Origin of the sequence: Paraburkholderia graminis (assembly GCF_003330785.1) — a bacterium.
Lineage (GTDB): Bacteria > Pseudomonadota > Gammaproteobacteria > Burkholderiales > Burkholderiaceae > Paraburkholderia > Paraburkholderia graminis.
On record NZ_CP024934.1, the window covers coordinates 2,791,377 to 2,814,655 of the forward strand.

Genomic DNA, 23,279 nt, shown 5'->3' on the forward strand with positions numbered 1-23,279 from the left:
GAAAGCAATGGCGTCAGCCGCGCGCCATCCGTTCGATACGTTCGCGCACCTGCGCGACCACCGGCGCCCACGCACCCACCGTGGGTTGCCTGAACAGTTCGATCGAATCGTACCAGGGCGTCACCGCCGAATCGCTGCCCCAGAACCACGCGGATACATGGTCGATCATCAAACAGGTCGGCACGCCGAGCGCGCCGGCCAGATGAGCCGGCCCGCTGTCGATCGTGACCATCAGGTCGAGATTCGCCAGCAACGCAGCGACGTCGTCGAATCCGGACTGGAAATGATGCGTGAGGTCGACGACGTCGAGGCCCTTCGCACGCCACTGCGCGACGGTCTCGCCACGTCCCGGCGACAGCGCGAAATACGTCACGCCCGCGACATCCAGTAACGGTTCCAGTTGTTCCGCCGGCACCGACCGTCGCGCGTCGCGAATATGGTCGGGATTGCCGTTCCACACCAGCCCGACCTTACGATTGCCGCCAGGCTTTCCGGCGATGCACGCTTCTACGCGATCCCGCCACACCTGCACATGCTGCAGGTCGGCGCTCAGATAAGGCGCGCCCCAGCCGCTCGCCTCCACAATGCCGAGGCGCAGCGGCAAGCTCATTAGCCCGCAATGGAAATCAGGCTGCGTTTCAAGGCTCGTTTCGAGCCGCAGATCCGCGGGCAACGTCCGTTCGAAGAGATGCCGCAACGGCCCGTCGTGACCGAAGATCACAGTGCCGCCCTCGCGCCGCGCACGTTCGGCGAGAAGCGGCAAAAAGCGCACTGCCCACAGACAATCGCCGTTGCCCTGCTCGCCGTACACAACGAGCGTCTTGCCCGTCAGCGGCTCGCCTTGCCAGTGCGCGCTGATCGCGGCGAGCGCCTGCTGCGCGTTGTTCAACTCGCCGGCAAACGCGTTGCGCGACTCGTAATGCGCCCAGCCTTCGGCGAAACGTCCATTGCGGATTTCGAGTTCCGAAAGATCGAACCACGCATGCGCGTTTTCCGGCGACGACGCGAGCACCTGACGCAGCAGCGCTTCCGCTTCCGCGAAACGCGACTGCTCCTTCACGCACAACGCGAGCTTGTGACGCGCCACCGGATTGCCGGGCACGACGCGCACCGCTTCGCGCAGCAACTGCTCGGCGGTAGTGAAGTCGTCGCGATACTGAACGGCCGCCGCGCGCCAGACTAATGCGTTGGCATCGGCGGGATTTTGCGCAAGCAGCAGCGCGGTCGCGGATTCGACAAGCGCCCAATCGCGCACGATGAACGCGGTCTGCGCAATCGTGTGAAGCAGCGTTGGCTCGCAGGCCGGCTCGGCCTGATAGGCGCGCACAAGCGCCACAAGCGCTTCGCGTTGCAGCACCTTGTCGCGGCCCGCGTGTTGCAGCAGCGCCTGACCGAACGCGAGATAGTCATGCGCGCTCGCGTGCGGCGCCGAGGCACGCGAGCGCAGCGCCGTCAAAACGTCGCCCGCTGGCTCGATAGGAGGAGGATTCATGCGAGGAAGGCGCCGCGCGCCGCTTGTGCAATGCGATGTGAGAGGCGCTAACGGCGCCCGTTAAGGCGCGCTCGCCGCGATCTTCGGCGTGCTGACCGAGACGTCGCCGCATTGCGCGCGATGACGCAGCGCGTGGTCGATGAGTACCAGCGCGAGCATGGCCTCCGCTATCGGCGTGGCGCGAATGCCGACGCACGGGTCATGCCGGCCGAACGTCTCGACAACTGCCGGCTGCCCCGCTTTGTCGATGGAACGGCGCGGCGTGCGGATGCTCGACGTCGGTTTGATCGCGATCGACACCGTGATGTCCTGCCCCGTCGAAATACCGCCGAGCACGCCGCCCGCGTGGTTGCCCACAAAGCCCTCGGGCGTGAGTTCGTCGCCATGCACCGAGCCGCGCTGCGCGACGCTCGCGAAGCCCGCGCCGATTTCGACGCCTTTCACTGCGTTGATCCCCATCATGGCGTGAGCAATGTCCGCATCGAGCCGGTCGAACAGCGGCTCGCCGAGGCCCACGGGCACCCCCGACGCCACCACGTTGATACGCGCGCCGATCGAGTCGCCGTCCTTGCGCAGTGCGTCCATATACGCTTCGAGCTGCGGCACGATGTCCGCGTTGGGCACGAAGAACGGGTTCTCGCGCACCTGCGCCCAGTCGACGAACGGCACGTCGATTTCGCCGAGCGCCGCCATATAGCCTCGAATTTCAGTACCGAATTTCTCGCGCAGCCACTTCTTCGCCACCGCGCCCGCCGCGACGGTTGGCGCCGTCAGCCGCGCCGACGAACGGCCGCCGCCGCGATAGTCGCGAATGCCGTACTTCTGCCAGTAGGTGTAGTCGGCGTGACCCGGACGGAAGGTGTCCGCGATATTGCCGTAGTCCTTGCTGCGCTGATCGGTATTGCGAATCAGCAGCGCAATCGGCGCGCCGGTGGTTTTGCCCTCGAACACGCCCGACAGAATTTCGACCTTGTCTTCTTCCTGACGCTGCGTGACGTGCCGCGACGTGCCGGGCTTGCGGCGGTCGAGCTCGAGCTGGATGTCGGCTTCGTCGAGCGCCATGCCCGGCGGGCAACCGTCGATCACGCAGCCGATGGCCGGGCCGTGCGATTCGCCGAAGGTCGTGACAGTGAAAAGCGTACCGAGGGTGTTGCCGGACATGAGCGTCGTCCAAAGGATGCGGGGAAGACGCTATTATGCCAGCCCCTTGGGGCACGAGGCCGCCCGCGGCGCCGGCTTATGACTTCCGGACAAGCCGGCCTATTTGCGCGCGCCGCGCAGTTCCGTGACGGTTTTCTGCAGCAGTTCCGGCGTGGCAAGCGCCGGCTCGATCGGCTCGCCGACCGCGAGCGTCAGCCGGCTCATCACGCCCTTTTGCACCGGCCGCGGCCAGCGCGCGTCGTTGGCGCGCGAAAACACGCTGCCCCACAGCCCGCGCAGCGCCATCGGAATCACAGGCGCGGGCGTGCGCCGGATGATCTCGGTCACGCCATGACGAAACGGATTCATCTCGCCCGTGCGAGTGAGCTTGCCCTCGGGGAAGATGCACACCAGTTCACCCTCGGCAAGCGCCTCTGCGCAGCGCTCGTAGGCGCGCGTCAGCAACTGCGCGTCCTCGTGCGCGGGCGCGATCGGAATCGCCTTCGCGTGACGAAACACCCAGCCGGCGAACGGCGTCCTGAAAATGTGATGATCCATCACGAAGCGGATCGGCCGCGGACTCTCGGCCATGATCACGACGGCGTCGACGAAACTCACGTGATTGCAGACGAGCACGGCCGCGCCTTCGTCCGGAATCCGCTCGGCGTGCACGAGGCGAATCCGGTAAAACGTGTGCACCAGCAGCCAGGCGATGAAGCGCAGCAGAAACTCGGGCACGAGCGAATAGATGTAAGTCGCCACCACGATATTGAGCAGCGCCGTCACGAGGAAAATTGCCGGAATGCTGAAGCCCGCCGCCGTCAGGCCGACCGCCATCAGCGCGGAGACGATCATGAAGAGCGAATTCAGAATATTGTTCGCCGCGATGATGCGCGCCCGGTGGCTCGGCTGGCTGCGGCTCTGGATCAGCGCATAGAGCGGCACGCTGTAGAAGCCGCCGAACATCGCGAGCAGGAACAGATCGGCGAGCACGCGCCAATGCGCGGCGCGCCCGAGAAACTCGGCCACGCTCAACAGGTGTCCGGCGGGCGGCAACGCGTGGCTGGCGAAAAAAAGGTCGATGGCGAACACGCTCATGCCGATCGAACCGAGCGGCACGAGGCCGATCTCGATACGCCGCTTCGAGAGCTTTTCGCACATCAGCGAGCCGAGGCCGATGCCGATCGAGAACGTGCCGAGCAGCACCGTCACGACGTCCGGATTGGCGGACAACACGTCTTTCGCAAAGCTGAAAAACGACGACAGAAACGTCGCGCCCACGAACCACAGCCACGATATGCCGAGCAGACTCAGGAACACCGTGCGGTTTTCGCGCGCGAGCTTCAGGTTGCGCCAGGTCTCGCTGACCGGATTCCAGTTGATGCGCAGATCCGGCTGCGGCGCTGCCGTCACCGGGACGAAGCTCGACACCACGCGCCCCGCCAGCGCGATCGCGACGCACGCGCAGGCCAGCAGCAGCGCGCCATGTTCGACGAAACCCGCACTCGCGCCGCCGATGATCGTGCCGACGAGAATCGCGACGAAGGTGCCCATCTCGACCATCCCGTTGCCGCCGACAAGCTCGTGGCTCGACAGATGTTGCGGCAGGTACGAATACTTGACGGGCCCGAAGACGGTCGAATGCACGCCCATCAGAAACGTGCAGAAATACAGCAGCGGCGCGCTATGCAGCAGGAAACCCGCGCCGCCGATCAGCATGACGGCGATCTCGAAGGTCTTGACGAAGCGTGTGAGCAGCGCCTTGTCGTACTTGTCGGCGATCTGCCCGGACGTGGCCGACAGCAGCACAAAAGGCAGGATGAAGATGGCCGAGATCAGAAACGCCGCGGTTTTCGGATCGACGCCCGAAAAGCGCGCCGCCTGAAACGTGACGAGCGACGTGAACCCGATCTTGAAGACGTTGTCGTTCATCGCGCCGAGGAACTGCGTCCAGAAAAACGGCGCGAAACGGCGCTCACCCAGCAGCTTGAACTGCGATTCATGGCCGCCATGCCGGCGCGCGGCGCGCCCGGCGGCGGGTAGCGTGCGCGTTGGCGGCGTAGGAGGCGTGGGGCTCTGACTCATGAAGTTTGACGAACAGATGGGGAAATGCGCGTCTGGAGTGCGCGCCAGTGGGGGCAGTTCCGCAACGCGCGTAACGAGCGAGCGCCGCGCGCACAAAAAAGGCGCGCGCTCTCGCGCACGCCTTCATTCAATATTGGGTCCTGCCGCCTTAACGCGCCGGCTGCTGCCCCTGCTCTTCCGGCCAGTCGCGGATATACGCCTTGAGCATGCGGTTTTCGAAGCCCTGCTCTTCGACCACCGCCTTCGCGACGTCGTAAAACGAAATGACACCCATCAGCGTGCGGCTTTCCATGACCGGCAGATAACGCACGTGATGCTCGAGCATCATGCGGCGCACTTCGTTGACGTCGGTTTCGGGCGTGCAGGTAAGCGGATGATCGTCCATAACCTTACGAATGGTCGACGTGCCCACGCTTCCGCCGTTCTCCTTGAGCGTCAGAATAATCTCGCGGAATGTCAGCATGCCGACCAGGTCGCCGTACTCCATGACGACGAGCGAACCGATGTCGTGTTCGGCCATGGTGTTGACTGCGTCGTGCAGCGTGGCATCCGGCGTGACCGTGAAAAGGGTGTTGCCTTTGACTTTAAGAATGTCGCTGACTCGCATGATCTGTCTCCCGAAATACCCGCTAGGCATGGTAATGCATCAATGACTTTCGATCCTATCGGAAAGGCCCATAAAAGGAAAGCGGCCGCCCCACCAAGGCGGGGCGGCCTTCCGCCGCCAGGCAAAGGCTGCACGCACACCCGCACGCACACACTCGCGCATCGGGAAAACCGCGCTTGAAGCAGCCTGCGCCGGTGATACGATGGCCGCCACCTTGACCTTTCGCGAGACCGCCCGTGGCCTCGCCGACCAGCATGTCCGCCAACCGTTTCGACACGCTTGCGCTGCACGCCGGCGCCGCGCCCGACCCCACCACCGGCGCGCGCGCCACGCCGATCTATCAGACCACTTCGTTCTCGTTTCGCGATGCGGACCACGCCGCCGCGCTCTTCAACATGGAGCGCGCCGGCCATGTCTACTCGCGCATCTCGAATCCGACCGTGGCCGTATTCGAGGAGCGCGTCGCGGCGCTCGAAAACGGCGCGGGCGCGATCGGCACGGCGAGCGGCCAGGCCGCCTTGCACCTCGCGATCGTCACGCTGATGGGCGCGGGCTCGCACATCGTCGCTTCGAGCGCGCTGTACGGCGGCTCGCATAATCTGCTGCACTACACGTTGCGCCGCTTCGGCATTGAAACGACGTTCGTCAAACCCGGCGACATCGACGGATGGCGCGCGGCGCTGCGCCCGAACACGCGCCTGCTGTTCGGCGAGACGCTCGGCAATCCGGGCCTCGACGTGCTCGACATCGCCACCGTCGCGCAGCTCGCCCACGAGCATCGCGTGCCGCTTCTCGTCGATTCCACCTTCACCACGCCGTATCTGCTGAAACCGTTCGAGCACGGCGCGGACTTCGTCTATCACTCGGCGACCAAGTTCCTGGGCGGCCACGGCACGACCATCGGCGGCGTGCTGGTGGACGGCGGCACGTTCGACTTCGACGCCTCCGGGCTCTTTCCCGAATTCACCGAACCCTACGACGGCTTCCACGGCATGGTGTTCAGCGAGGAAAGCACCGTTGCGCCATTCCTGCTGCGCGCTCGCCGCGAGGGCTTGCGCGACTTCGGTGCATGCCTGCATCCGCAAGCCGCCTGGCAGCTTCTGCAAGGCATCGAAACCCTGCCTCTGCGGATGGAACGGCATGTCGCCAACACGCGCCGCGTGGTCGAGTTCCTCGCCGGCCATGCGGCGGTCGAAGCCGTCGCGTATCCCGAACTGCCGACGCATGCCGATTACGCGCTCGCGCAACGCCTGCTGCCACGCGGCCCGGGCGCCGTGTTCAGCTTCAATCTGCGAGGCGACCGCGAGGCCGGCCGCCGTTTCATCGAAGCGCTGTCGCTGTTCTCGCATCTCGCGAACGTCGGCGACGCGCGCTCGCTGGTGATTCACCCTGCTTCCACCACGCACTTCCGGATGGACGCGGCCGCGCTCGCCGCGGCGGGCATCGCGGAAGGCACGATCCGGCTCTCCATTGGTCTCGAAGACCCGGATGACCTCATCGACGATCTGAAGCGCGGCCTGAAAGCCGCGCAGAAATCGACGCAGAAGCCGACGCAGAAGCCGACACAGAAGCCGGCGCAGAAGCCCGCGCAGGACGGCGCGCCGAAGACAGACGGCAACACCGCTTCGCAACCGCGCCCGGAGTCGCCATGATCCTGACCGTTCAAGGCAAGGCCGCCTATGCCTACACCGGCGGCAAACCGTTCGACCGGAGTCTGCCGACTGCCGTTTTCATCCACGGTGCCGAGCACGACCATAGCGTGTGGGCGCTGCAAACGCGCTATTTCGCGCACCACGGCTTTAGCGTGCTGGCCGTCGATCTCCCCGGACACTGCCGCAGCGCCGGCCCCGCGTTGCACACCATCGGCGCGCTGGCCGACTGGCTCGCCGCGTTGCTCGACGCCGCAGGTGTCGCGCGCGCATTCGTCGCCGGCCATAGCATGGGGTCGCTGATCGCGCTCGACTTCGCCGGCCGCTACCCGCAGCGAACCACGCATCTCGCGCTCCTCGCCACCGCGTTGCCGATGGCGGTCTCCGATACCTTGCTCGAAGCCGCCCTACATCGAGAGCCGGACGCAATCGGCATGGTCAACGAATGGTCGCACTCGACGCTCGCGGCCAAACCGTCCTGCCCCGGTCCTGGCTTCTGGCTGCACGGTATGAACCAGCGGCTGATGGAGCGCGTTTCGGCAAAAGGCGAGACGCATCTCTTTCACACCGACTTCACCGCCTGCAATAGCTACGCGGACGGCCTTGCGCGTGCCGCGCAGGTTCGCTGCGCGACGCGCCTAGTGGTCGGCCGCCGCGACGCGATGACGCCGCCGCGCGCCGCCAAGGCACTCGCCGATGCGCTCGCGCAGGCAGGCGCGCCCGTTGACACCGTCACGTTGGAAGCCGGACACGCGCTGATGACCGAACAGCCCGACGCCACGCTCGACGCGCTGTTCAGTTTTGCTTCGAGACCGGTTCACGCGGCGGATTAACGCGCGGTGCTGCGCTTCGTCGCGAGTTGGTCGTTGGTTCGCTTGTCGGTTCGCTCCTCAGCCCGCTCGCCAGCCAATTCACGCACCCACGATAACCGCCCCGAAGCGCCTTCGCCATCGTCCGAATGGCCAGGTTGCGCCAGGCACGCGATAGCCGGACAATGAATCGAGCCTGTCATTTCGCGCGCCGTCGGCGCGTCGAGAAAACGCAGTTCGCAACAACAGGCGATGATTCGCAACGCGTAGCCATCCGGAGGCCGTTATGGCTCATACCGCGCATACCGATCACTTCGCGAACTTCGCGGAGTTTTACCCGTACTACCTGAGCGAGCATCGCAACCTGGTCTCGCGGCGGCTGCATTTCGTGGGCTCGCTCGGCGTGATCGGCTGCCTCGCGATGGCGCTCGCCACCGGCGACTGGCTGTGGCTGCCCGCGGCCGTCGTCTGCGGATACGGCTTTGCCTGGGTCGGCCATTTTTTCTTCGAGAAGAATCGGCCCGCAACGTTTCGCCACCCGCTCTACAGCCTGATGGGCGACTGGGTGATGTTCAAGGACATCTGCGTCGGCAAGATTTCGTTGTAGCGCGAGCGAGCGGGCGGCGCTGGAACCGCCGCCTCGCTGCATTCTGAGCGCTAGGCCGCCTGATGCGGCATCGACGACGTGCCGCGCTCGTTCTCTTCCGCGGCCGCCGCGCGCGCCGCGGCACGCACGGCGAGCAGCGTCGCGAGCGTCACCCGCAGTTTGTCGTTCTCGAGCGCCGCGAGCAGCGTGGCGCCGTCCACACGAGTCGACGCGAGTTGAAGCTGATACTCCAGCTCAGCGCGATCCATGACGAACAGGTCGTATAGCTGCTGCACCGTGATCTGCGCGGGATTGGCCAGCAGCAGGAAGTGCGGGCGCGACGCGTCTTCCTGCAACTGCGCGATCCATTCGATCTGTTCGAGCTTTTGCAGCAGATTGACCGTCGTGTCCATATCGCGGCGAAGCATCCGCGAAAGCTCTGTCACCGTGTAGCCGCGCTTGCCGGCATCGCGCGCTTCGCAAAGCCGCGCGAGCAATTCCAGCGCATCGAACAGATTGCTGCCCTCGAAAGTCGGTCGATGAAACTGGCCGATGCGAATGGCCGGCAACGCCGACGCGATCATCGCGCCCGCCAGCGTGATGAACCAGCAGAGGTACATCCACAGCAGGAAAAGCGGCACCGCCGAGAATGCGCCGTACACCGCGGTATAGGTCGGCATGCGACGCACGTAATAGCCGAAGCCGCGCTTGGCGAGTTCGAACGCAATAGCCGCCGTGACGCCGCCGATCACCGCATCGCGCCACTCCACACGGCAGTTCGGCAGATAGACATAGAGAATCGTGAAGGCGAGCGCCGTCAGCGGCAACGCGGCGCCCGCGAGCGCGAATTCGATCACCGGCGTCATGCGCTGGGCCGCGCTGAACGTCATGGACTGCGTGAACAGATACGACGAGATCGAAAGGCTCACGCCAATCAGAATCGGACCCAGCGTAATGATCGCCCAGTACACGAGGATGCGCTGCGCGATAGGCCGCGCCTTGCGCACGCGCCAGATCACGTTGAACGCGGATTCGATCGTCATCATGGTCATGACGCCCGTGAGAAACAGCAGCACCATGCCGATGGTCGTCAAGCCCTTCGCCTTCGACGCGAACTGATTCAGATACTTGAAGATCTGGCTGTTCAGTTGCGCGGGCATCAGGTGGTCGGCGAGGAAAAACTGCAGCGACTCCTGGAACGAACTGAACAGCGGAAACGCCGTGAAGAGCGCGAACGCGACGGTGGCGAGCGGCACCAGCGCGAGCATCGTGGTGAACGTGAGGCTGCCGGCCACCTGCGCAATGCGGTCTTCGCTGCTGCGCTTCGCGGCGAACTGCGCGAGCCGCTTGAGCGTATCGAGGTCGAAACGCACCCTGGACAACAAACCTGCCTCCTTGCTTTGTCTGACTGTGTTTCAGGACCACCCGGCCGAACCTTCAGCGAACTCTCAAAGCACTCTTAAAGCATTCTGAGAGCACCCTCGACGCGCCTTACTCGAGCCCTGGCCGAATGGCTATGAATGGCTGGGAACGGCCTCTAGAGCGGACCCAAGCCCTATAATACCCGTTCACTGATGAGGCTTATGAAAGACATTCTCGTGCTCTATTACAGCCGTCACGGCGCCACGCGCGAGCTTGCGCTGGCGATCGCGCACGGCGTCGACAGCGTCCCCGGCATGCAGGCGCGCGTGCGCACCGTGCCGGCGGTTTCCACCGTCTGCGAGGCGACGCAGCCCGACATTCCCGCCGAAGGACCGCCGTACGCCGAACTGCGCGACCTCGAGGAATGCGCCGGTCTCGCGCTCGGCTCGCCCACGCGTTTCGGCAACATGGCCGCATCGCTGAAATACTTTCTCGACGGCACCACGCCGCAGTGGCTGTCGGGCGCGCTGTCGGGCAAGCCGGCCTGCGTGTTCACGTCCACCGGCAGTCTGCACGGCGGCCAGGAGTCCACGCTGTTGTCCATGATGCTGCCGCTGCTCCATCACGGCATGCTGATCGTCGGCATCCCGTACACGGAGAGCGCATTGAGCACAACGCAAAGCGGCGGCACGCCCTACGGCGCGTCGCATTTCGCGCGCGCGGGCAGCGCCGCACAAGGCATTTCCGCCGACGAGAAAACGCTCGCCGTCGCGCTCGGCGCACGTGTCGCGCGCACGGCGGCATCCATGAGCGAAAGACCGTGAATCGCACGCTGCCGCCGTCGCCAAACCTGCACGCCGCGCTCGGCGCGACGGCTTCGCTCGTCACGCTGATCGCGTTGTCGATTGCCTGGGAAGCGTGGCTCGCGCCGCTGCGCCCGGGCGGTTCGGCGCTCGTGATGAAGGCCGTGCCTCTGCTGCTCGCGCTGCCGGGCGTGTGGCGGCGGCGTGTCTATACGATGCAATGGGCGTCGATGCTGATCCTGCTTTACTTTACCGAGGGCGTCGTGCGCGGCTGGAGCGAGCGTGGCTTGAGCGCGGGCTTCGGCTGGCTGGAAGCGATGCTTAGCGTGCTCTTTTTCGTCTGTACGCTCGCGTATGTCGCGCCGTTCAAACGCGCGGCAAAAACGGCGGCGAAAGATGCGGCACGAGAGGCGGAAAAAACGGCAGCGGAAAAGGTATCGAACGGCGCCGCGAAGCCGCCCCGCGAACATCCGGAAAACGCGGACGTCTGAACGTAATACGCTCGACTTGCGCCTCAGCATCCGCCGCCCAATCCCGCACCCAACCAACATGACCCAATCCGCTTTCCTCACTGCCTGCCGCGACGCCATCGGCGCCGCCCATGTGCTGACCGATGCGCACGACACCGCGCCCTACCTCACCGACTGGCGCCGCCGCTACACCGGCGCGGCCTGCGCGGTGCTGTCCCCGGCGACGCCCGCCGAAGTCGCGGCGCTCGTGAAGCTCGCCGTCGAACATGGCGTCCCGCTCGTGCCGCAAGGCGGCAACACCGGTCTTGCAGGCGGCGCCACGCCCGATGCGAGCGGCGCGCAGGCGGTCGTCAGCTTGCGGCGCTTGAACCGCGTGCGCGAAATCGACCCGCACAACAACACCATGACCGTCGAAGCCGGCGTGATTCTCGCGGAAGTGCAAGAACGCGCGGAAGAAGCCGGCCGTCTGTTCCCGCTGAGTCTTGCCGCCGAAGGCAGTTGCACGATCGGCGGCAATCTCGCGACCAACGCGGGCGGCACCGGCGTTCTGCGCTACGGCAACACGCGCGAACTCTGTCTCGGCCTCGAAGTCGTCACGCCGCAAGGCGAACTGTGGGACGGTCTGCGCGGGCTGCGCAAGGACAACACCGGCTACGATCTGCGCGATCTGTTCATCGGCGCGGAAGGCACGCTCGGCATCATCACCGCTGCGGTGTTGAAGCTGCATCCGCAGCCGGCCGCGCGCGTCACGGCGCTCGCTGCGCTCGCGTCGCCGCATGCGGCGCTCGACTTTCTGTCGCTCGCGCAACGCATCGCCGGGCCGTTGCTCACGGGCTTCGAACTGATGTCGGACTTCTGCCTGCGGCTAGTCGGCCGGCACTTCGAGCAGATGCGCTATCCGTTTGCCGAACCGCACGCGCAAATCGTGCTGCTCGAATTGTCCGACAGCGAAAGCGAGGAGCACGCGCGCGCACTGTTCGAGCGTCTGATGGAAACGGCGCTCGAAGACGGCGTGGTGCAGGACGCGGTGGTCGCGGAAAGCCTCGCGCAATCGCGCGCGTTCTGGAACCTGCGCGAACATATTCCGCTCGCGCAGGCCGAGGAAGGTCTGAACATCAAGCACGACATTGCGGTGCCGATCTCGCGCATCGGCCATTTCATCGAGGAAACCGATGCCGCGATCGCGCAGGCCGCGCCCGGCGCGCGCATGGTGACGTTCGGCCATCTCGGCGACGGCAATCTGCATTACAACGTGCAGGCGCCGGAGGGTGTCGACGCGAAGGCGTTCCTCGCGCAATTCCAGAGCCCGATCAACGGTATCGTGTACGACAGCGTGCATCGGCATCGCGGCAGCATCAGCGCGGAACATGGGCTCGGGCAGTTGAAAATTGATGAAGCGATGCACTACAAGCAGGACGTCGAGGTCCAGATGATGCGCGCGGTCAAACACGCGCTCGATCCGCTGAACCTGATGAACCCGGGCAAAGTGCTACGCTAAAAGCGTGAAGCAACCGGTTGAAACCGGATGCAACCCAGCCACTCGCAGGAGCCCTCTTCGTGAAAATTCGCGTGCTGTCCGATCTGCATCTCGAGAACGACGAGCCTGAACTGATTCCGCACGCAGAAGCGGATCTGATCGTGCTGGCCGGGGACATTCACAATCACGCGGCGGGCCCGCGCTGGGCCGCGCAGACCTTCGACGGCGCGACGCCGGTGATCTACGTGCCGGGCAATCACGAGTACTACGACGGCGAGTTCGGCGCGCTCGAAACCGCGTTGTACGACGCGGCTGCGCAGGTCGACAACGTGTACGTGCTGAACAACGCCGCACTCGTCGATCCGCAGGGACGCTGGCGCGTGCTCGGCACGACGTTATGGACGGATTTTGCGCTGTTCGGCGCGGACAGCGCGGCGCTGGAAGAATCGATGGAGGCGTCGCGGCGCGCGATGCTCGACTTTCGCGGGCCGATTCAGATCAACTGGCCGCACGGGCTGGAAAACCGCGCCGAGGACGACGCGCGCGACTTCACGCCCGGCGACGCGCTCGCGCTGCATCGCCAGGCGCGCGCCTGGCTCGAGAACGAACTGGCGAAACCGTTTGCCGGGCAGACGGTCGTGGTCACGCATCACGCGCCGCATCGTTTGAGTCTCGCCGAGCGTTACGCGGAAGACCGCGTGTCCGCGGGCTTCGTCAACCATTTGCCGGAACTCGTGCGGGCGCCCGTCACGCTATGGATTCATGGGCACACGCATACGTCGTTCGACTACACGGTGAACGGCACGCGCGTGGTGTGCAATCCGCGGGGCTATTTCGAGCGGCGCAGCAGGCAGTGGGAAAATCCGCAGTTCGCGTGGGATAAGGTCGTCGAGATCTAGCGCGGCGGCGCTGCGGCCTCAAACCGCAGACGCGCCCCGCCGCAAGCCCAAACGACTACCGCCCGCTCCGCTGCTTGCCGGCTTCGGGACGCTCGATCCTGATCGGCGCAAGTTGCGGCTGCTGCTGACGCAGGCGGCGCAGCAGGTCGCGAGATGCGGCAATGCCGATCAGTCCAAACATGACGGCCACGCCGATCATCAGATGCGTATCCATGAAATCCTCGTCCTTCGGTGATTGCGATTGCCGAACGTGGCGGCGACAACAACGCGCCGGTTTGACGCGCCGCGCATTAACCACACGGTAGCAAATCGATTCGCGCGCGGAAGTAAGGAAATGTTGCGGCGCGGCGCCGATGTAACAGCGCGCCGATTCAACCGCCCGTCACCCAACCGGACGAGCCGAAACCGCTCGCCGGCTCAGGTCCGAGCGAACTGCCGCAACTCCGCTTCGTCGACCGCGAGCGTCGCCGGCAGCTCGTCGCGCAGATGCTCGATCCACGTGCGGATCTTCGCGTCCAGATACTGGCGCGACGGATACAACGCGTACAGGTTCATCTCCTGCGAGGTGTAGTCGGGCAGGAGCCGCACCAGGTCGCCTTTGCGCAGGCCGCTGATCGCCGAGTAAATCGGAATCAGGCCGATGCCCATGCCGCTCGTCACCGCGACGGCCATCGCCTCCGCGACGTTCACCTGAAACGTGGCCGGCCCGAGCGCGATGGTTTCCTCGCCGTTGGGGCCGTCGAAGGTCCATTTGTCGGGCGGAAACACCGGCGTGACCATTTGCAGGCAGGCGTGGCTCGCGAGATCGGACGGCGTTTGCGGCACGCCGTGCTTCTCCAGATAAGCCGGCGACGCGCACACGATGCTGAACGCGCTGCCCAGCCGCTGCGACACCAGTCCCGAATCCGGCAGACCCGTGGCGAGCGTCAGCGACACGTCGAAACCTTCGTCGAGCAGATCGGGCATGCGCTGCGCGAGCGTGAGCTCGACATGCACTTCCGGGTAGCGTTGCTGATAGCGGCCCACGGCCGGCACGACGTAGTGCTGGCCGAAGCTCGTCATCGCGTGAACCTTCAGTTTGCCGGACGGACGCGCGTGCGCGTCGCTCGCCTCGGCTTCCGCCTGATCGACATACGCGAGAATCTGCTCGCAGCGCTGCAAATAGCGCTCGCCCGCCTCGGTGAGTGCGATACGGCGCGTGGTGCGGTTCAACAGGCGCGTGCGCAGATGCGCTTCCAGATCCGACACCGCGCGCGACGCGTACGCGGTCGTCGTATTGAGGTGCTGCGCGGCACCCGTGAAACTGCCCGCCTCGACGACGCGGACAAATACGCGCATGTTTTGAAGCGTATCCATACCTGATCCTTATCCAGCATCCAAGCCAACCCGTCGATTGTTACACGCAATGCAAAGGCGATTATCACAATTCCCGTAAAAATCCCTTGCATCTTTACCGGTTATTCCCCAATCGATCGAAAAATATAATTGCGCGGTAGCTTCTATAGTCATTTCTGGAGGAAATCGTGCAGTCTCCGGTCGCCACGAGGATCGCCGCAGCCGCGGCTCTTACGATCCTATTAACAATTGCCGGCTGTGCAAGTACCGGAGGCATCGCCCCGCAGGCGAGCCGTACCGACCCGGCCTCGCTCGACGCGGGCAACGCGATCCGCGCGGCCGACGCCGACGCCCAGTGGCCCGCCGCCGACTGGTGGCGCGTCTATGGCGATCCGCAACTGGACGCGTGGATCGAGGCCGCGCAGGCGAACAATCCGAGCCTCGCCGCGGCGCAGGCGCGCGTGCGCGAAGCGATGTCGATGGCGGGCGTCGCCCGTTCGGCGCTGGCTCCCCAGGTGAACGGCGATCTGTCGATCAAGCGCCAGAAGTGGGCCGACAACCTGTACTACGGTCCGGGTCCGCTCGCCGGCGAGCAATCGTGGAACAACACCGGCACGCTCGCGCTCTCCTATCACCTCGATCTGTGGGGCAAGGACCGCAACGCCGCCGAGCGCGCCCTCGACGCCGCCCACGCGCGCGCCGCCGATGCCCGCGCCGCGCAACTCGAACTGCAAGCCAACGTGGTGCGCACGTACATCGGCATGTCGCTCGATTACGCGCTGCTCGACATCGCCCGCGCCACCTTGCAGCAACAGCAGCAAATCGCCGACCTGGCGAACCGGCGTCTGAAGGGCGGCATCGGCACGCAGCTCGAAGCGAGCCAGGCGCAAACGCCGCTGCCGGAATACGAGCGGCAAATCGATGCGCTCGAGGAAAGGATCGCGCTCGGCCGCAATCAACTGGCGGCGCTCGCAGGCAAAGGCCCCGGCGCGGGCGACTCGATCCAGCGGCCGAAGCTCTCGCTTGCCGCGCCCGCGGGCTTGCCGAGTGCGCTGCCCGCGGAACTGATCGGCCATCGGCCGGACATCGTCGCCGCGCGCTGGACGGTGGCGGCGCAGGCGCGCGGCATCGACGTCGCGAAGGCCGGGTTTTATCCGGACATCGATCTGCTCGCGTCGATCGGCGGCTATGCGGCGATGGGGCCGCTCTTCCAGTTCCTGAAGAATCCGTCGCATAGCTGGAGCGCCGGTCCGGCGCTGTCGCTGCCGATCTTCGACGGCGGCCGGCTGCGCTCGGAACTGGGCGCGGCTTCCGCCGGTTACGACGAGGCGGTGGAGAACTACAACCAGTCGATCGTCGGCGCGCTCAAAGACGTCTCCGATCAGGTGATCCGCATCCGCTCGCTGACGACGCAGGCGCAGGACGCCGAGCGCTCGGTGGCCGCCGCGCGCAAGAACTACGAACTGGCGCGCGAAGGTTATCGGCGCGGTCTCACCGACTATCTGAACGTGCTGACGGCGCAAAACCAGTTGCTGCGCGCGCAGGAAGGCGTCGCAAAAGTCCACGCGGAGCGGCTCGGCGCGCATGCGTCGCTGGTTACCGCGCTGGGCGGCGGCCTCGACGAGCCGGCGAACGGGCCGGCGGCGAACGAAACGCTGGCGGGGCATGGCAAGGGCAAGGGCGGCGCCGAGGGCAGTGTCGGCAACTCCGCTGCCGCCTCGAACGGAACCGCTGCGCCCGAGGCGGCAGGCCCGGGACCGCGCCCAGCAACAAGCCCCGCGCCCCACGCCGCAGCCGACTAAGGAAGCCCGCCATGTCAACCTCCCCCGCTTCCGCCTCGCGCGCGCCGTCACTCGCTGCCTGGTCGCGCGCCGCCGCCGACTGGGCCCGCACCGACGGCCTCACGTGGATCTATCTCTTCAAGGCGCTGGCCGCGTGCTTCCTCGCGCTCGGCATCGCGATGAAGCTCGACCTGCCGCAGCCGCGCACCGCGATGACCACCGTCTTCATCGTGATGCAGCCGCAAAGCGGGATGGTGTTCGCGAAGAGCTTCTACCGGATCTGCGGCACGCTCGTCGGCCTCGTCGTGATGCTCGCGCTGATCGGACTTTTCGCACAGCAGCCGGAGCTCTTTATCGCGACGACCGCGATCTGGGTCGGCATCTGCACCGCCGGCGCCGCGCGCAACCGCAATTTCCGGTCGTACGGATTCGTGCTCGCCGGCTACACGGCCGCGCTGATCGGCATCCCCGCCTCGCAGCATCCGGACGGCGCGTTTCTCGCCGCGCTCACGCGCGTCGCGGAAGTCGTGCTCGGCATCGTCTGCGCGGGCGCGGTCAGCGGCCTCGTGTTCCCGCAATTCGCCGGCTTGCAGATGCGCGGCGCGGTGCGGGCGCGGTTCTCCTCGTTCGTCGACTATGTGTCGGCGTCGCTGGCCGGGCGCATCGACCGCGCGCAGATCGAGGCGACCAATGCGCGCTTCGTCGCGGACATCGTCGGCTTCGAGGCGGCGCGCAGCGTCGCCGTGTTCGAAGGCCCGGATTCGCGGATGCGCGCCGGCCGTCTCGCGCGCCTGAACAGCGAGTTCATGACCGCGTCGACGCGCTTTCACGCGCTGCATCAGTTGATGAACCGGCTGCGCAACGCCGGCACGCATGGCGCCGTGATCGCCATCGACGCGCTGGAGCCGTACTTCAAGGAGATCGCGCCCTTGTTCGCGAAGTCCGGCGAGCCGGTGCGAAGCGCCGCCGACGCCGCGCATGCCGCCGCGCAACTCGAAGCGTACAAGGCCGAGTTGCCGCGCCGCGTGCGCGCGACGCGCGCCGCGCTCGAAACGCATCCCGACGCGCCGCTGCTCGACTTCGACACGGGCGCCGAACTGCTGTACCGCTTCATCGACGACCTGCATGCGTACGCGGCCACGTACGCGTCGCTGGCCGTCGACACCCACGCGCGCGAGCGCTGGGTCGAGCGCTACGAGCCGAAGACGAACGCAATCGCGGCGGGCGTCGCCGGCCTGCGCGCGGCGCTCGTGATGATGGCGCTCGGCGCCTTCTGGATCGCCACCGCATGGCCGAGCGGCTCGACGCTCACGCTCAACGCGGCGGCCGTGTGCGCGCTCGCGTCGTCGTCGCCGGACCCGAAACGCACCGTGTTCCAGATGGCCGGCGGGACGCTCGCGGCCTCGGTGATGGGCATGCTCGCGGTGTACGGCGTGTTTCCGCGCATCGACGGCTTCCCGCTGCTGTGCGCGGCGCTCGCGCCGTTCCTGCTGCTCGGCGTATTCATGACGACGCGGCCCGCGCTCGCCGGCTACGGCGTCGGCTATTGCATCTTCTTCTGCTTTCTCGCCGGCCCGGACAACGTGATGCATTACGACCCGACGAGCTTTATCAACGACGCGATGGCGCTCGTGCTGTCGATGCTGGTGTCGTCGGTGGCGTTCGCCGTGTTGCTGCCGCCGTCCACGCCGTGGCTGCGCAACCGGCTGCTCGCCGATCTGCGCCGCCAGGTCGTGCTCGCGAGCCGCGCGCACCTGAGCCGCGTGCGCTCGCACTTCGAGAGCGGCGCGCGCGACCTGATGTTTCAGATCAACGCGCTCGCGCAGAACGATCCGGCGGCGCGGCGCGACACGTTGCGCTGGCTGTTCTCGGTGCTCGAAATCGGCAACGCGGTGATCGATCTGCGCCGCGAAGTGGCCGCGCTGCCGGCCGATGCGCGCTACGCGAAAGCGACGCCGTGGCGCATTGCACTGCGCGCGATGTGCGACGCGCTGACCGCCCTCTTCGAACGGCCGCGCAGCGATCGCTTCGAACGCGCGCTAAAAGCGACCAGCGAAGCCATCGACGCCATGCAGGCGTTACTTACGGCGTTGGCGTTCGCCCCGCCGCGCGACGAGCGCCATCGGCTGCAACGCATTCTGAGCCAGTTGCATTTCATTCGTACCGCGCTGCTCGATCCGCAGTCGCCGCTCGAACCGTGGACGGGCGCGCGAGCACACGCGCCGGAAGACGCACCCAAAGGAGTCTCACATGCCGCGTGACATTGCCGTTTTCGACGCCTATGTGCCCACGATCGTGCTGCTGTTCGTCGCGGGCGCGGCGCTTACCTGGGTGCTGGATCGCGTGATCGCCTATACGGGCGTTTATCGCGTGGTGTGGCATCCGTCCCTGTTCCGGGCCAGCCTGCTCGTCTGCGTATGCGGCGTGCTCGGCCTTGCCGTTTATCGTTGATCCGAGTCGAAACATGACCATCCGAAATCTTGTTGGCTTCGTCGCGACAGCCATTGTTTTTATCGTCGCGATCCTGCTGGGGCGCGTGCTGTGGGTTCATTACATGGACGAACCGTGGACGCGCGACGGACGCGTGCGCGCCGAGATCGTCAATGTCGCGCCGGACGTGTCGGGCGCCGTCGTCGAGTTGCCGGTCAAGGACAATCAACTGGTGAGGAAAGGCGATTTGCTGATGCAGATCGACCCGTCGCACTACGAGATCGCCGTCGAGCAGGCGCAGGCCGCGGTGGCCGCGCGCAAGGCCGAATTGCAGATGAAGCGCGACGACGCGCGGCGTCGCGCGGATATGGATTCGCTCGTGGTGTCGAAGGAGAGCCAGGAAAATGCGGCGCATACGGCATCGGCCGCCGAGGCCGCCTATCAGCAGGCACTCGCCGCGCTCGACGCCGCGAAGCTCAATCTCGCCCGCACGCGCGTCGTGTCGCCCGTCGACGGCTACGTGACGAACCTGAACGTGTTTCGCGGCGACTACGCGACGGCCGGCGCGGCGAAGCTCGCGATCGTCGACAGCCACTCGTTCTGGGTCTATGGCTACTTCGAGGAAACCAAGCTGCCGCACCTGCATATCGGCGACAAGGCCGAAGTCCGGCTGATGAGCGGCGGCACGCTGCAAGGCCACGTCGAGAGCATCTCGCGCGGCATTTACGACCGCGACAATCCGCAAAGCCGCGAACTGCTCGCCGACGTCAACCCGACCTTCAACTGGGTGCGGCTCGCGCAGCGCGTGCCGGTGCGGGTGAAGATCGACTCGGTGCCCGACGGTGTCGTGCTGGCGGCGGGCATTACCTGCACGGTGGTCGTCAAGCAGAGCTGAGCGGCGCCGCTACAAGCTCTGCAAGCTATACAAGCTCTACAAGCGGAACTTGCCGACCATCTGCTTGAGGCCGTGCGCCTGATCGTCGAGCGAGCGGGCCGCCGCGGTCGCCTGCTCGACCAGCGCCGCGTTCTGCTGCGTGCCCGAGTCCATTTGCGCGACGGCGAGGTTGATTTCCTCAATGCCGGCGCTCTGCTCCGACGAAGCCGCCGAGATCTCGCCCATGATGTCGGTGACGCGCTTCACGGCCTTGACCACTTCGTCCATCGTCTGGCCGGCGTCCTGCGCGAGCGTCGAGCCGTTGCTGACACGCTCGACCGACGTGCTGATCAAGCCTTTGATCTCCTTCGCGGCGGCGGCGCTGCGCTGCGCGAGGTTGCGCACCTCGGCGGCGACCACCGAAAAGCCGCGCCCTTCCTCGCCCGCGCGCGCCGCCTCGACGGCCGCGTTCAGCGCGAGAATATTGGTCTGAAACGCGATGCCCTCGATCACGCCGATGATGTCGCCGATGCTGCGCGCGCTGTCGTTGATCTCGTTCATCGTCGCGACGACGCGGCTCACCACTTCACCGCCCTTCTCCGCGATCTCCGACGCGTTATTGGCGAGCGTGCTCGCCTGCTTCGCGTTGTCGGCGTTCTGGCGAACCGTCGACGTCAACTGCTCCATGCTGCTCGCCGTGCGCTCGAGCGCCATCGCCTGCTGCTCGGTGCGTTGCGACAGATCGAGGTTGCCCATCGAAATTTCGCCCGAGGCGGTCGCAATCGCGTCCGCGCTCGACGCAATATCCGATACCGTGGTCGCGAGCCCGCTTTGCATGTCGGAGAGCGCGTACAGCACGCTCGACTTGTCCTTACGTCCGAGCTTGATCTGGTTCGACAGATCGCCCGCCGCGATCCGGCTCGCGATCTCTTTCGCGTAGGCCGGTTCGCCGCCCAACTGGCGGGCGAGGCGGCGCACCACCCACTCGCTGACGAACGCGGCGAGCACGATCAGCCCGACCGTCATCACCGCGAGCATCACGAACGACGAGTGATAAATGAAGCCGGACGCGTCGATGGTCGCCTTCGCGGCCGTGCCGCGTTCCGCCACGAGTTGATCGACGAGTTTTTCGAGCTTGCCGGTTTCGACGAGCAGCGACACGTCCTGCGTGCCGACCTGCCAGTTCATCTGCGAAAGGTCGAGCGGCTGCGCTTTCACGAGCGTCACGAAGTCACGCAAATGCGCGCTCCACGTCGCGACGCCGGCGGCGAATTTCTTCTGATGCTCGACGGCCTGCGCGTCGGATTTGTCGACGTACTGCTGCAGCGTGGCGAGTTCGGCGGCGAGGCCGTTCAAGCCCTTGTCGATGTCGGCGCCCAGTTCGTCGCGCTCTTTCGCGGTGGTCGCCGTCAGCAGCATTTTTTGCGCGCGGCTTGCACGCAGCATATGGCCGCGCGCTTCCTCGGCGGCGCGGCTCGCGACGTGGCCCTGATCGTAGATGGATTGCGCGGACGCGTTCAGGCGGCTGATCTGCGTGAGCGAAAACACGCCGATTGCCAGCGTGCCGACCAGCAGCACCGCGAACGCGGCGCGCAACATCGCCTTGACCGACAGCCCCTTGAGCCGCACGACTCGCGACCCGCCACCCTTTCCCCGCGACGGCGACCGGCCGGTCGCCTCCGTGTCCGGAACGAACCCCGCGCTCTTCCGGCTGCCCAGCGGAACTGCTGACACTGCTGAACCTGCTTTCATATTCCCCGTCCCCACGTTTAAACCTGCCGCAAAGGTCTGTTCCGGCATTGCTTTTTCTCTCTCCGGGTCTACGGCATCAGCGGCCGCGATCTTTAGCGCGGTTTGCCCGATGCCGACCGTGATTCGCCCGGTCCTCGACGCGCCGCTTCGTGGGCGCGCGCCGCGCCAGTTTTATACACGGCCAAAAATCCGCCCGTTCTGATTTACAGCGATGCGCGAGGCCCGCATGACCGTGTCCGATTCGCGACAAAACTTGTCCTTACATTTCGGTCGAGCCACATTAAACTGCGACAAATAGCTGAGCACGCGCGAATTCGCGTCGTTATGCCGCAACGACGCAGACCAGGAATCGCGACGCGCCGCCAGCCGGATTGCCCCTTCCTTTCCCTTTCTTTGAAGCGTATGGAAACCAGCCTCGATAAACGCGCACTTGCCGTCGCGTCAGCCCAAACCGGCAGCGCCGCCAATGCCTCAGCCTCAGCCGCGTCGGCTGCCGCATCTTCAGCCGCGCAGCCGGCCGCCAAGGTTCAGCGCACGGTCTATTCCGTGCTCGGCGCGATCAGCTTCTCGCATCTGCTCAACGACATGATCCAGTCGTTGATCCTCGCCATCTACCCGATGCTGAAGGACAACTTCTCGCTGTCGTTCGGACAGATCGGCCTGATCACGCTGACTTATCAGATCACCGCGTCGCTGCTTCAGCCGCTCGTCGGCATCTATACGGACAAACATCCGAAGCCGTACTCGCTGCCCGTCGGCATGGGCTTCACGCTCGCCGGCCTGCTGCTGATGTCGATGGCGACGAGTTTCGGCGTGCTGCTGGTGGCCGCGGCGCTGGTCGGCTGCGGGTCGTCGGTGTTTCATCCCGAATCGTCGCGGGTCGCGCGGATGGCCTCGGGCGGCCGTCACGGGCTCGCGCAGTCGCTGTTCCAGGTGGGCGGCAACGCGGGATCGTCGCTCGGGCCGCTGCTGGCCGCGCTGATCGTGATTCCGCACGGACAGCGCAGCATCGCATGGTTTTCGGTGGCGGCGCTCGTCGCAATGGTCGTGCTGACGCAGATCGGCCGCTGGTACAAGCAGCATCCATCCGTGAAAAAGGCGCGCAGCCAGACCGCTCACGCAACGCTCTCGCGCAACCAGGTCATGTTCGCGATGAGCGTGCTGATCCTGCTGGTGTTCTCGAAGTACTTCTACCTCGCGAGCATCAACAGCTATTTCACGTTCTATCTGATCGACCGGTTCCATCTGCCGGTGCAGGCCGCGCAGATTCATCTGTTCGTGTTCCTCGCGGCCGTGGCCGCGGGGACCGTGATCGGCGGTCCGATCGGCGACAGGATCGGCCGCAAATATGTGATCTGGGTGTCGATTCTCGGCGTCGCGCCGTTCACGCTGCTGCTGCCGTATGCGAACCTGTTCTGGACGGGCGTGCTGACGGTGATCATCGGCGTGGTGCTGGCCTCGGCGTTCTCGGCGATCCTCGTCTATGCGCAGGAACTGATTCCGGGCAAGGTGGGCATGGTGGCGGGCCTCTTCTTCGGCTTCGCGTTTGGCCTCGGCGGCATCGGCGCCGCGGTACTCGGCGAACTCGCCGACGCGACGAGCATCACGTATGTGTACAAAGTCTGCTCGTTCCTGCCGTTGCTCGGCGTGCTGACGGTGTTCCTGCCGCATGTGGAAGGCAAGCGCGCGAAGGCGTGAGGGCTTTCGGTCGGACTTGTGACGAAAAGG

Annotated in this window: 20 protein-coding genes; 12 read left to right on the forward strand and 8 right to left on the reverse strand. The window is 65.7% G+C overall.

From position 1 onward, the window contains the following. Window positions 1-13 precede the first annotated feature (13 nt). The 4 genes from CUJ91_RS12360 to CUJ91_RS12375 all read right to left on the reverse strand — a co-directional run bounded on the left by CUJ91_RS12360 (window position 14) and on the right by CUJ91_RS12375 (window position 5,324). Window positions 14-1,492, reverse strand: a complete 1,479-nt coding sequence (locus tag CUJ91_RS12360) for a tetratricopeptide repeat protein (RefSeq protein WP_114156290.1) — start codon at window positions 1,490-1,492, stop codon at window positions 14-16. A 60-nt stretch (window positions 1,493-1,552) separates the two neighbouring features. Further along, the gene (aroC, locus tag CUJ91_RS12365) at window positions 1,553-2,653 is read right to left on the reverse strand and encodes a chorismate synthase (protein ID WP_006052426.1); all 1,101 of its coding nucleotides are present in this window, start codon (window positions 2,651-2,653) and stop codon (window positions 1,553-1,555) included. A 99-nt stretch (window positions 2,654-2,752) separates the two neighbouring features. Next, window positions 2,753-4,717, reverse strand: coding sequence for an MFS transporter (locus CUJ91_RS12370; RefSeq protein ID WP_114156291.1), 1,965 nt, complete (start codon window positions 4,715-4,717; stop codon window positions 2,753-2,755). A gap of 148 nt (window positions 4,718-4,865) precedes the next feature. Further along, window positions 4,866-5,324, reverse strand: coding sequence for a CBS domain-containing protein (locus CUJ91_RS12375; protein WP_006052424.1), 459 nt, complete (start codon window positions 5,322-5,324; stop codon window positions 4,866-4,868). Window positions 5,325-5,578: 254 nt separating this feature from the next. Here CUJ91_RS12375 and CUJ91_RS12380 point away from each other — a divergent pair, with 254 nt between their 5' ends. The 3 genes from CUJ91_RS12380 to CUJ91_RS12395 all read left to right on the forward strand — a co-directional run bounded on the left by CUJ91_RS12380 (window position 5,579) and on the right by CUJ91_RS12395 (window position 8,389). Next, the gene (locus tag CUJ91_RS12380) at window positions 5,579-6,976 is read left to right on the forward strand and encodes an O-acetylhomoserine aminocarboxypropyltransferase (RefSeq protein ID WP_114156292.1); all 1,398 of its coding nucleotides are present in this window, start codon (window positions 5,579-5,581) and stop codon (window positions 6,974-6,976) included. Then, window positions 6,973-7,806, forward strand: coding sequence for an alpha/beta fold hydrolase (locus tag CUJ91_RS12385; protein WP_114156293.1), 834 nt, complete (start codon window positions 6,973-6,975; stop codon window positions 7,804-7,806). Before CUJ91_RS12380 ends, CUJ91_RS12385 begins: the two co-directional genes overlap by 4 nt. Before the next feature lie 262 nt (window positions 7,807-8,068). Beyond that, window positions 8,069-8,389 (forward strand): Mpo1-like protein, encoded by a 321-nt coding sequence (locus CUJ91_RS12395; RefSeq protein ID WP_025600584.1) that lies wholly within the window; start codon window positions 8,069-8,071, stop codon window positions 8,387-8,389. A 50-nt stretch (window positions 8,390-8,439) separates the two neighbouring features. Here the strand turns inward: CUJ91_RS12395 and CUJ91_RS12400 are convergent, their stop codons facing one another. Then, window positions 8,440-9,753, reverse strand: coding sequence for a YihY family inner membrane protein (locus tag CUJ91_RS12400; protein ID WP_081652996.1), 1,314 nt, complete (start codon window positions 9,751-9,753; stop codon window positions 8,440-8,442). A gap of 198 nt (window positions 9,754-9,951) precedes the next feature. Here CUJ91_RS12400 and wrbA point away from each other — a divergent pair, with 198 nt between their 5' ends. Genes wrbA through CUJ91_RS12420 form a run of 4 tightly spaced genes read left to right on the forward strand, consistent with a single transcriptional unit; the run spans window position 9,952 to window position 13,379 of the window. Then, a complete protein-coding gene (gene wrbA / locus CUJ91_RS12405; protein ID WP_006052419.1) occupies window positions 9,952-10,554 on the forward strand; it encodes an NAD(P)H:quinone oxidoreductase in 603 nt (200 codons plus the stop codon). After that, window positions 10,551-11,024, forward strand: coding sequence for a DUF2069 domain-containing protein (locus tag CUJ91_RS12410; protein ID WP_114156295.1), 474 nt, complete (start codon window positions 10,551-10,553; stop codon window positions 11,022-11,024). The genes wrbA and CUJ91_RS12410 overlap by 4 nt, the downstream gene beginning before the upstream one ends. A gap of 58 nt (window positions 11,025-11,082) precedes the next feature. After that, complete coding sequence (locus CUJ91_RS12415) at window positions 11,083-12,501, forward strand: FAD-binding oxidoreductase (protein WP_114156296.1); 1,419 nt, start codon at window positions 11,083-11,085, stop codon at window positions 12,499-12,501. Window positions 12,502-12,560: 59 nt separating this feature from the next. Further along, window positions 12,561-13,379, forward strand: a complete 819-nt coding sequence (locus CUJ91_RS12420; RefSeq protein WP_029967659.1) for a metallophosphoesterase — start codon at window positions 12,561-12,563, stop codon at window positions 13,377-13,379. Between the two features lie 55 nt (window positions 13,380-13,434). Here CUJ91_RS12420 and CUJ91_RS34375 read toward each other — a convergent pair whose 3' ends face one another. Together CUJ91_RS34375 and CUJ91_RS12425 are read right to left on the reverse strand one after the other, a co-directional pair. Next, window positions 13,435-13,593 carry a hypothetical protein gene (locus CUJ91_RS34375; protein WP_006052415.1) on the reverse strand — a complete coding sequence of 53 codons (159 nt, stop codon included), beginning with the start codon at window positions 13,591-13,593 and terminating at the stop codon, window positions 13,435-13,437. A gap of 203 nt (window positions 13,594-13,796) precedes the next feature. Continuing rightward, complete coding sequence (locus CUJ91_RS12425; RefSeq protein ID WP_006052414.1) at window positions 13,797-14,735, reverse strand: LysR family transcriptional regulator; 939 nt, start codon at window positions 14,733-14,735, stop codon at window positions 13,797-13,799. Between the two features lie 167 nt (window positions 14,736-14,902). Here CUJ91_RS12425 and CUJ91_RS12430 point away from each other — a divergent pair, with 167 nt between their 5' ends. The 4 genes from CUJ91_RS12430 to CUJ91_RS12445 are packed head-to-tail and all read left to right on the forward strand — an operon-like array spanning window position 14,903 to window position 19,820. Further along, on the forward strand, window positions 14,903-16,516 hold the full coding sequence (locus CUJ91_RS12430) for an efflux transporter outer membrane subunit (RefSeq protein ID WP_114156297.1): 1,614 nt from the start codon (window positions 14,903-14,905) through the stop codon (window positions 16,514-16,516). Between the two features lie 11 nt (window positions 16,517-16,527). Next, entirely contained in the window at window positions 16,528-18,756 is a 2,229-nt protein-coding gene (locus CUJ91_RS12435) for an FUSC family protein (protein WP_114156298.1), read from the forward strand. Then, the gene (locus tag CUJ91_RS12440; protein ID WP_114156299.1) at window positions 18,746-18,946 is read left to right on the forward strand and encodes a DUF1656 domain-containing protein; all 201 of its coding nucleotides are present in this window, start codon (window positions 18,746-18,748) and stop codon (window positions 18,944-18,946) included. The genes CUJ91_RS12435 and CUJ91_RS12440 overlap by 11 nt, the downstream gene beginning before the upstream one ends. Window positions 18,947-18,959: 13 nt before the next feature. Beyond that, on the forward strand, window positions 18,960-19,820 hold the full coding sequence (locus CUJ91_RS12445) for an efflux RND transporter periplasmic adaptor subunit (RefSeq protein ID WP_006052410.1): 861 nt from the start codon (window positions 18,960-18,962) through the stop codon (window positions 19,818-19,820). A gap of 36 nt (window positions 19,821-19,856) precedes the next feature. Here the strand turns inward: CUJ91_RS12445 and CUJ91_RS12450 are convergent, their stop codons facing one another. Then, entirely contained in the window at window positions 19,857-21,533 is a 1,677-nt protein-coding gene (locus CUJ91_RS12450; protein ID WP_114156300.1) for a methyl-accepting chemotaxis protein, read from the reverse strand. A 420-nt stretch (window positions 21,534-21,953) separates the two neighbouring features. On the opposite strand from CUJ91_RS12450, the gene CUJ91_RS12455 reads away from it, so the two are divergent. Further along, window positions 21,954-23,249, forward strand: coding sequence for an MFS transporter (locus CUJ91_RS12455; RefSeq protein ID WP_114156301.1), 1,296 nt, complete (start codon window positions 21,954-21,956; stop codon window positions 23,247-23,249). The last annotated feature ends 30 nt before the right edge of the window (window positions 23,250-23,279 follow it).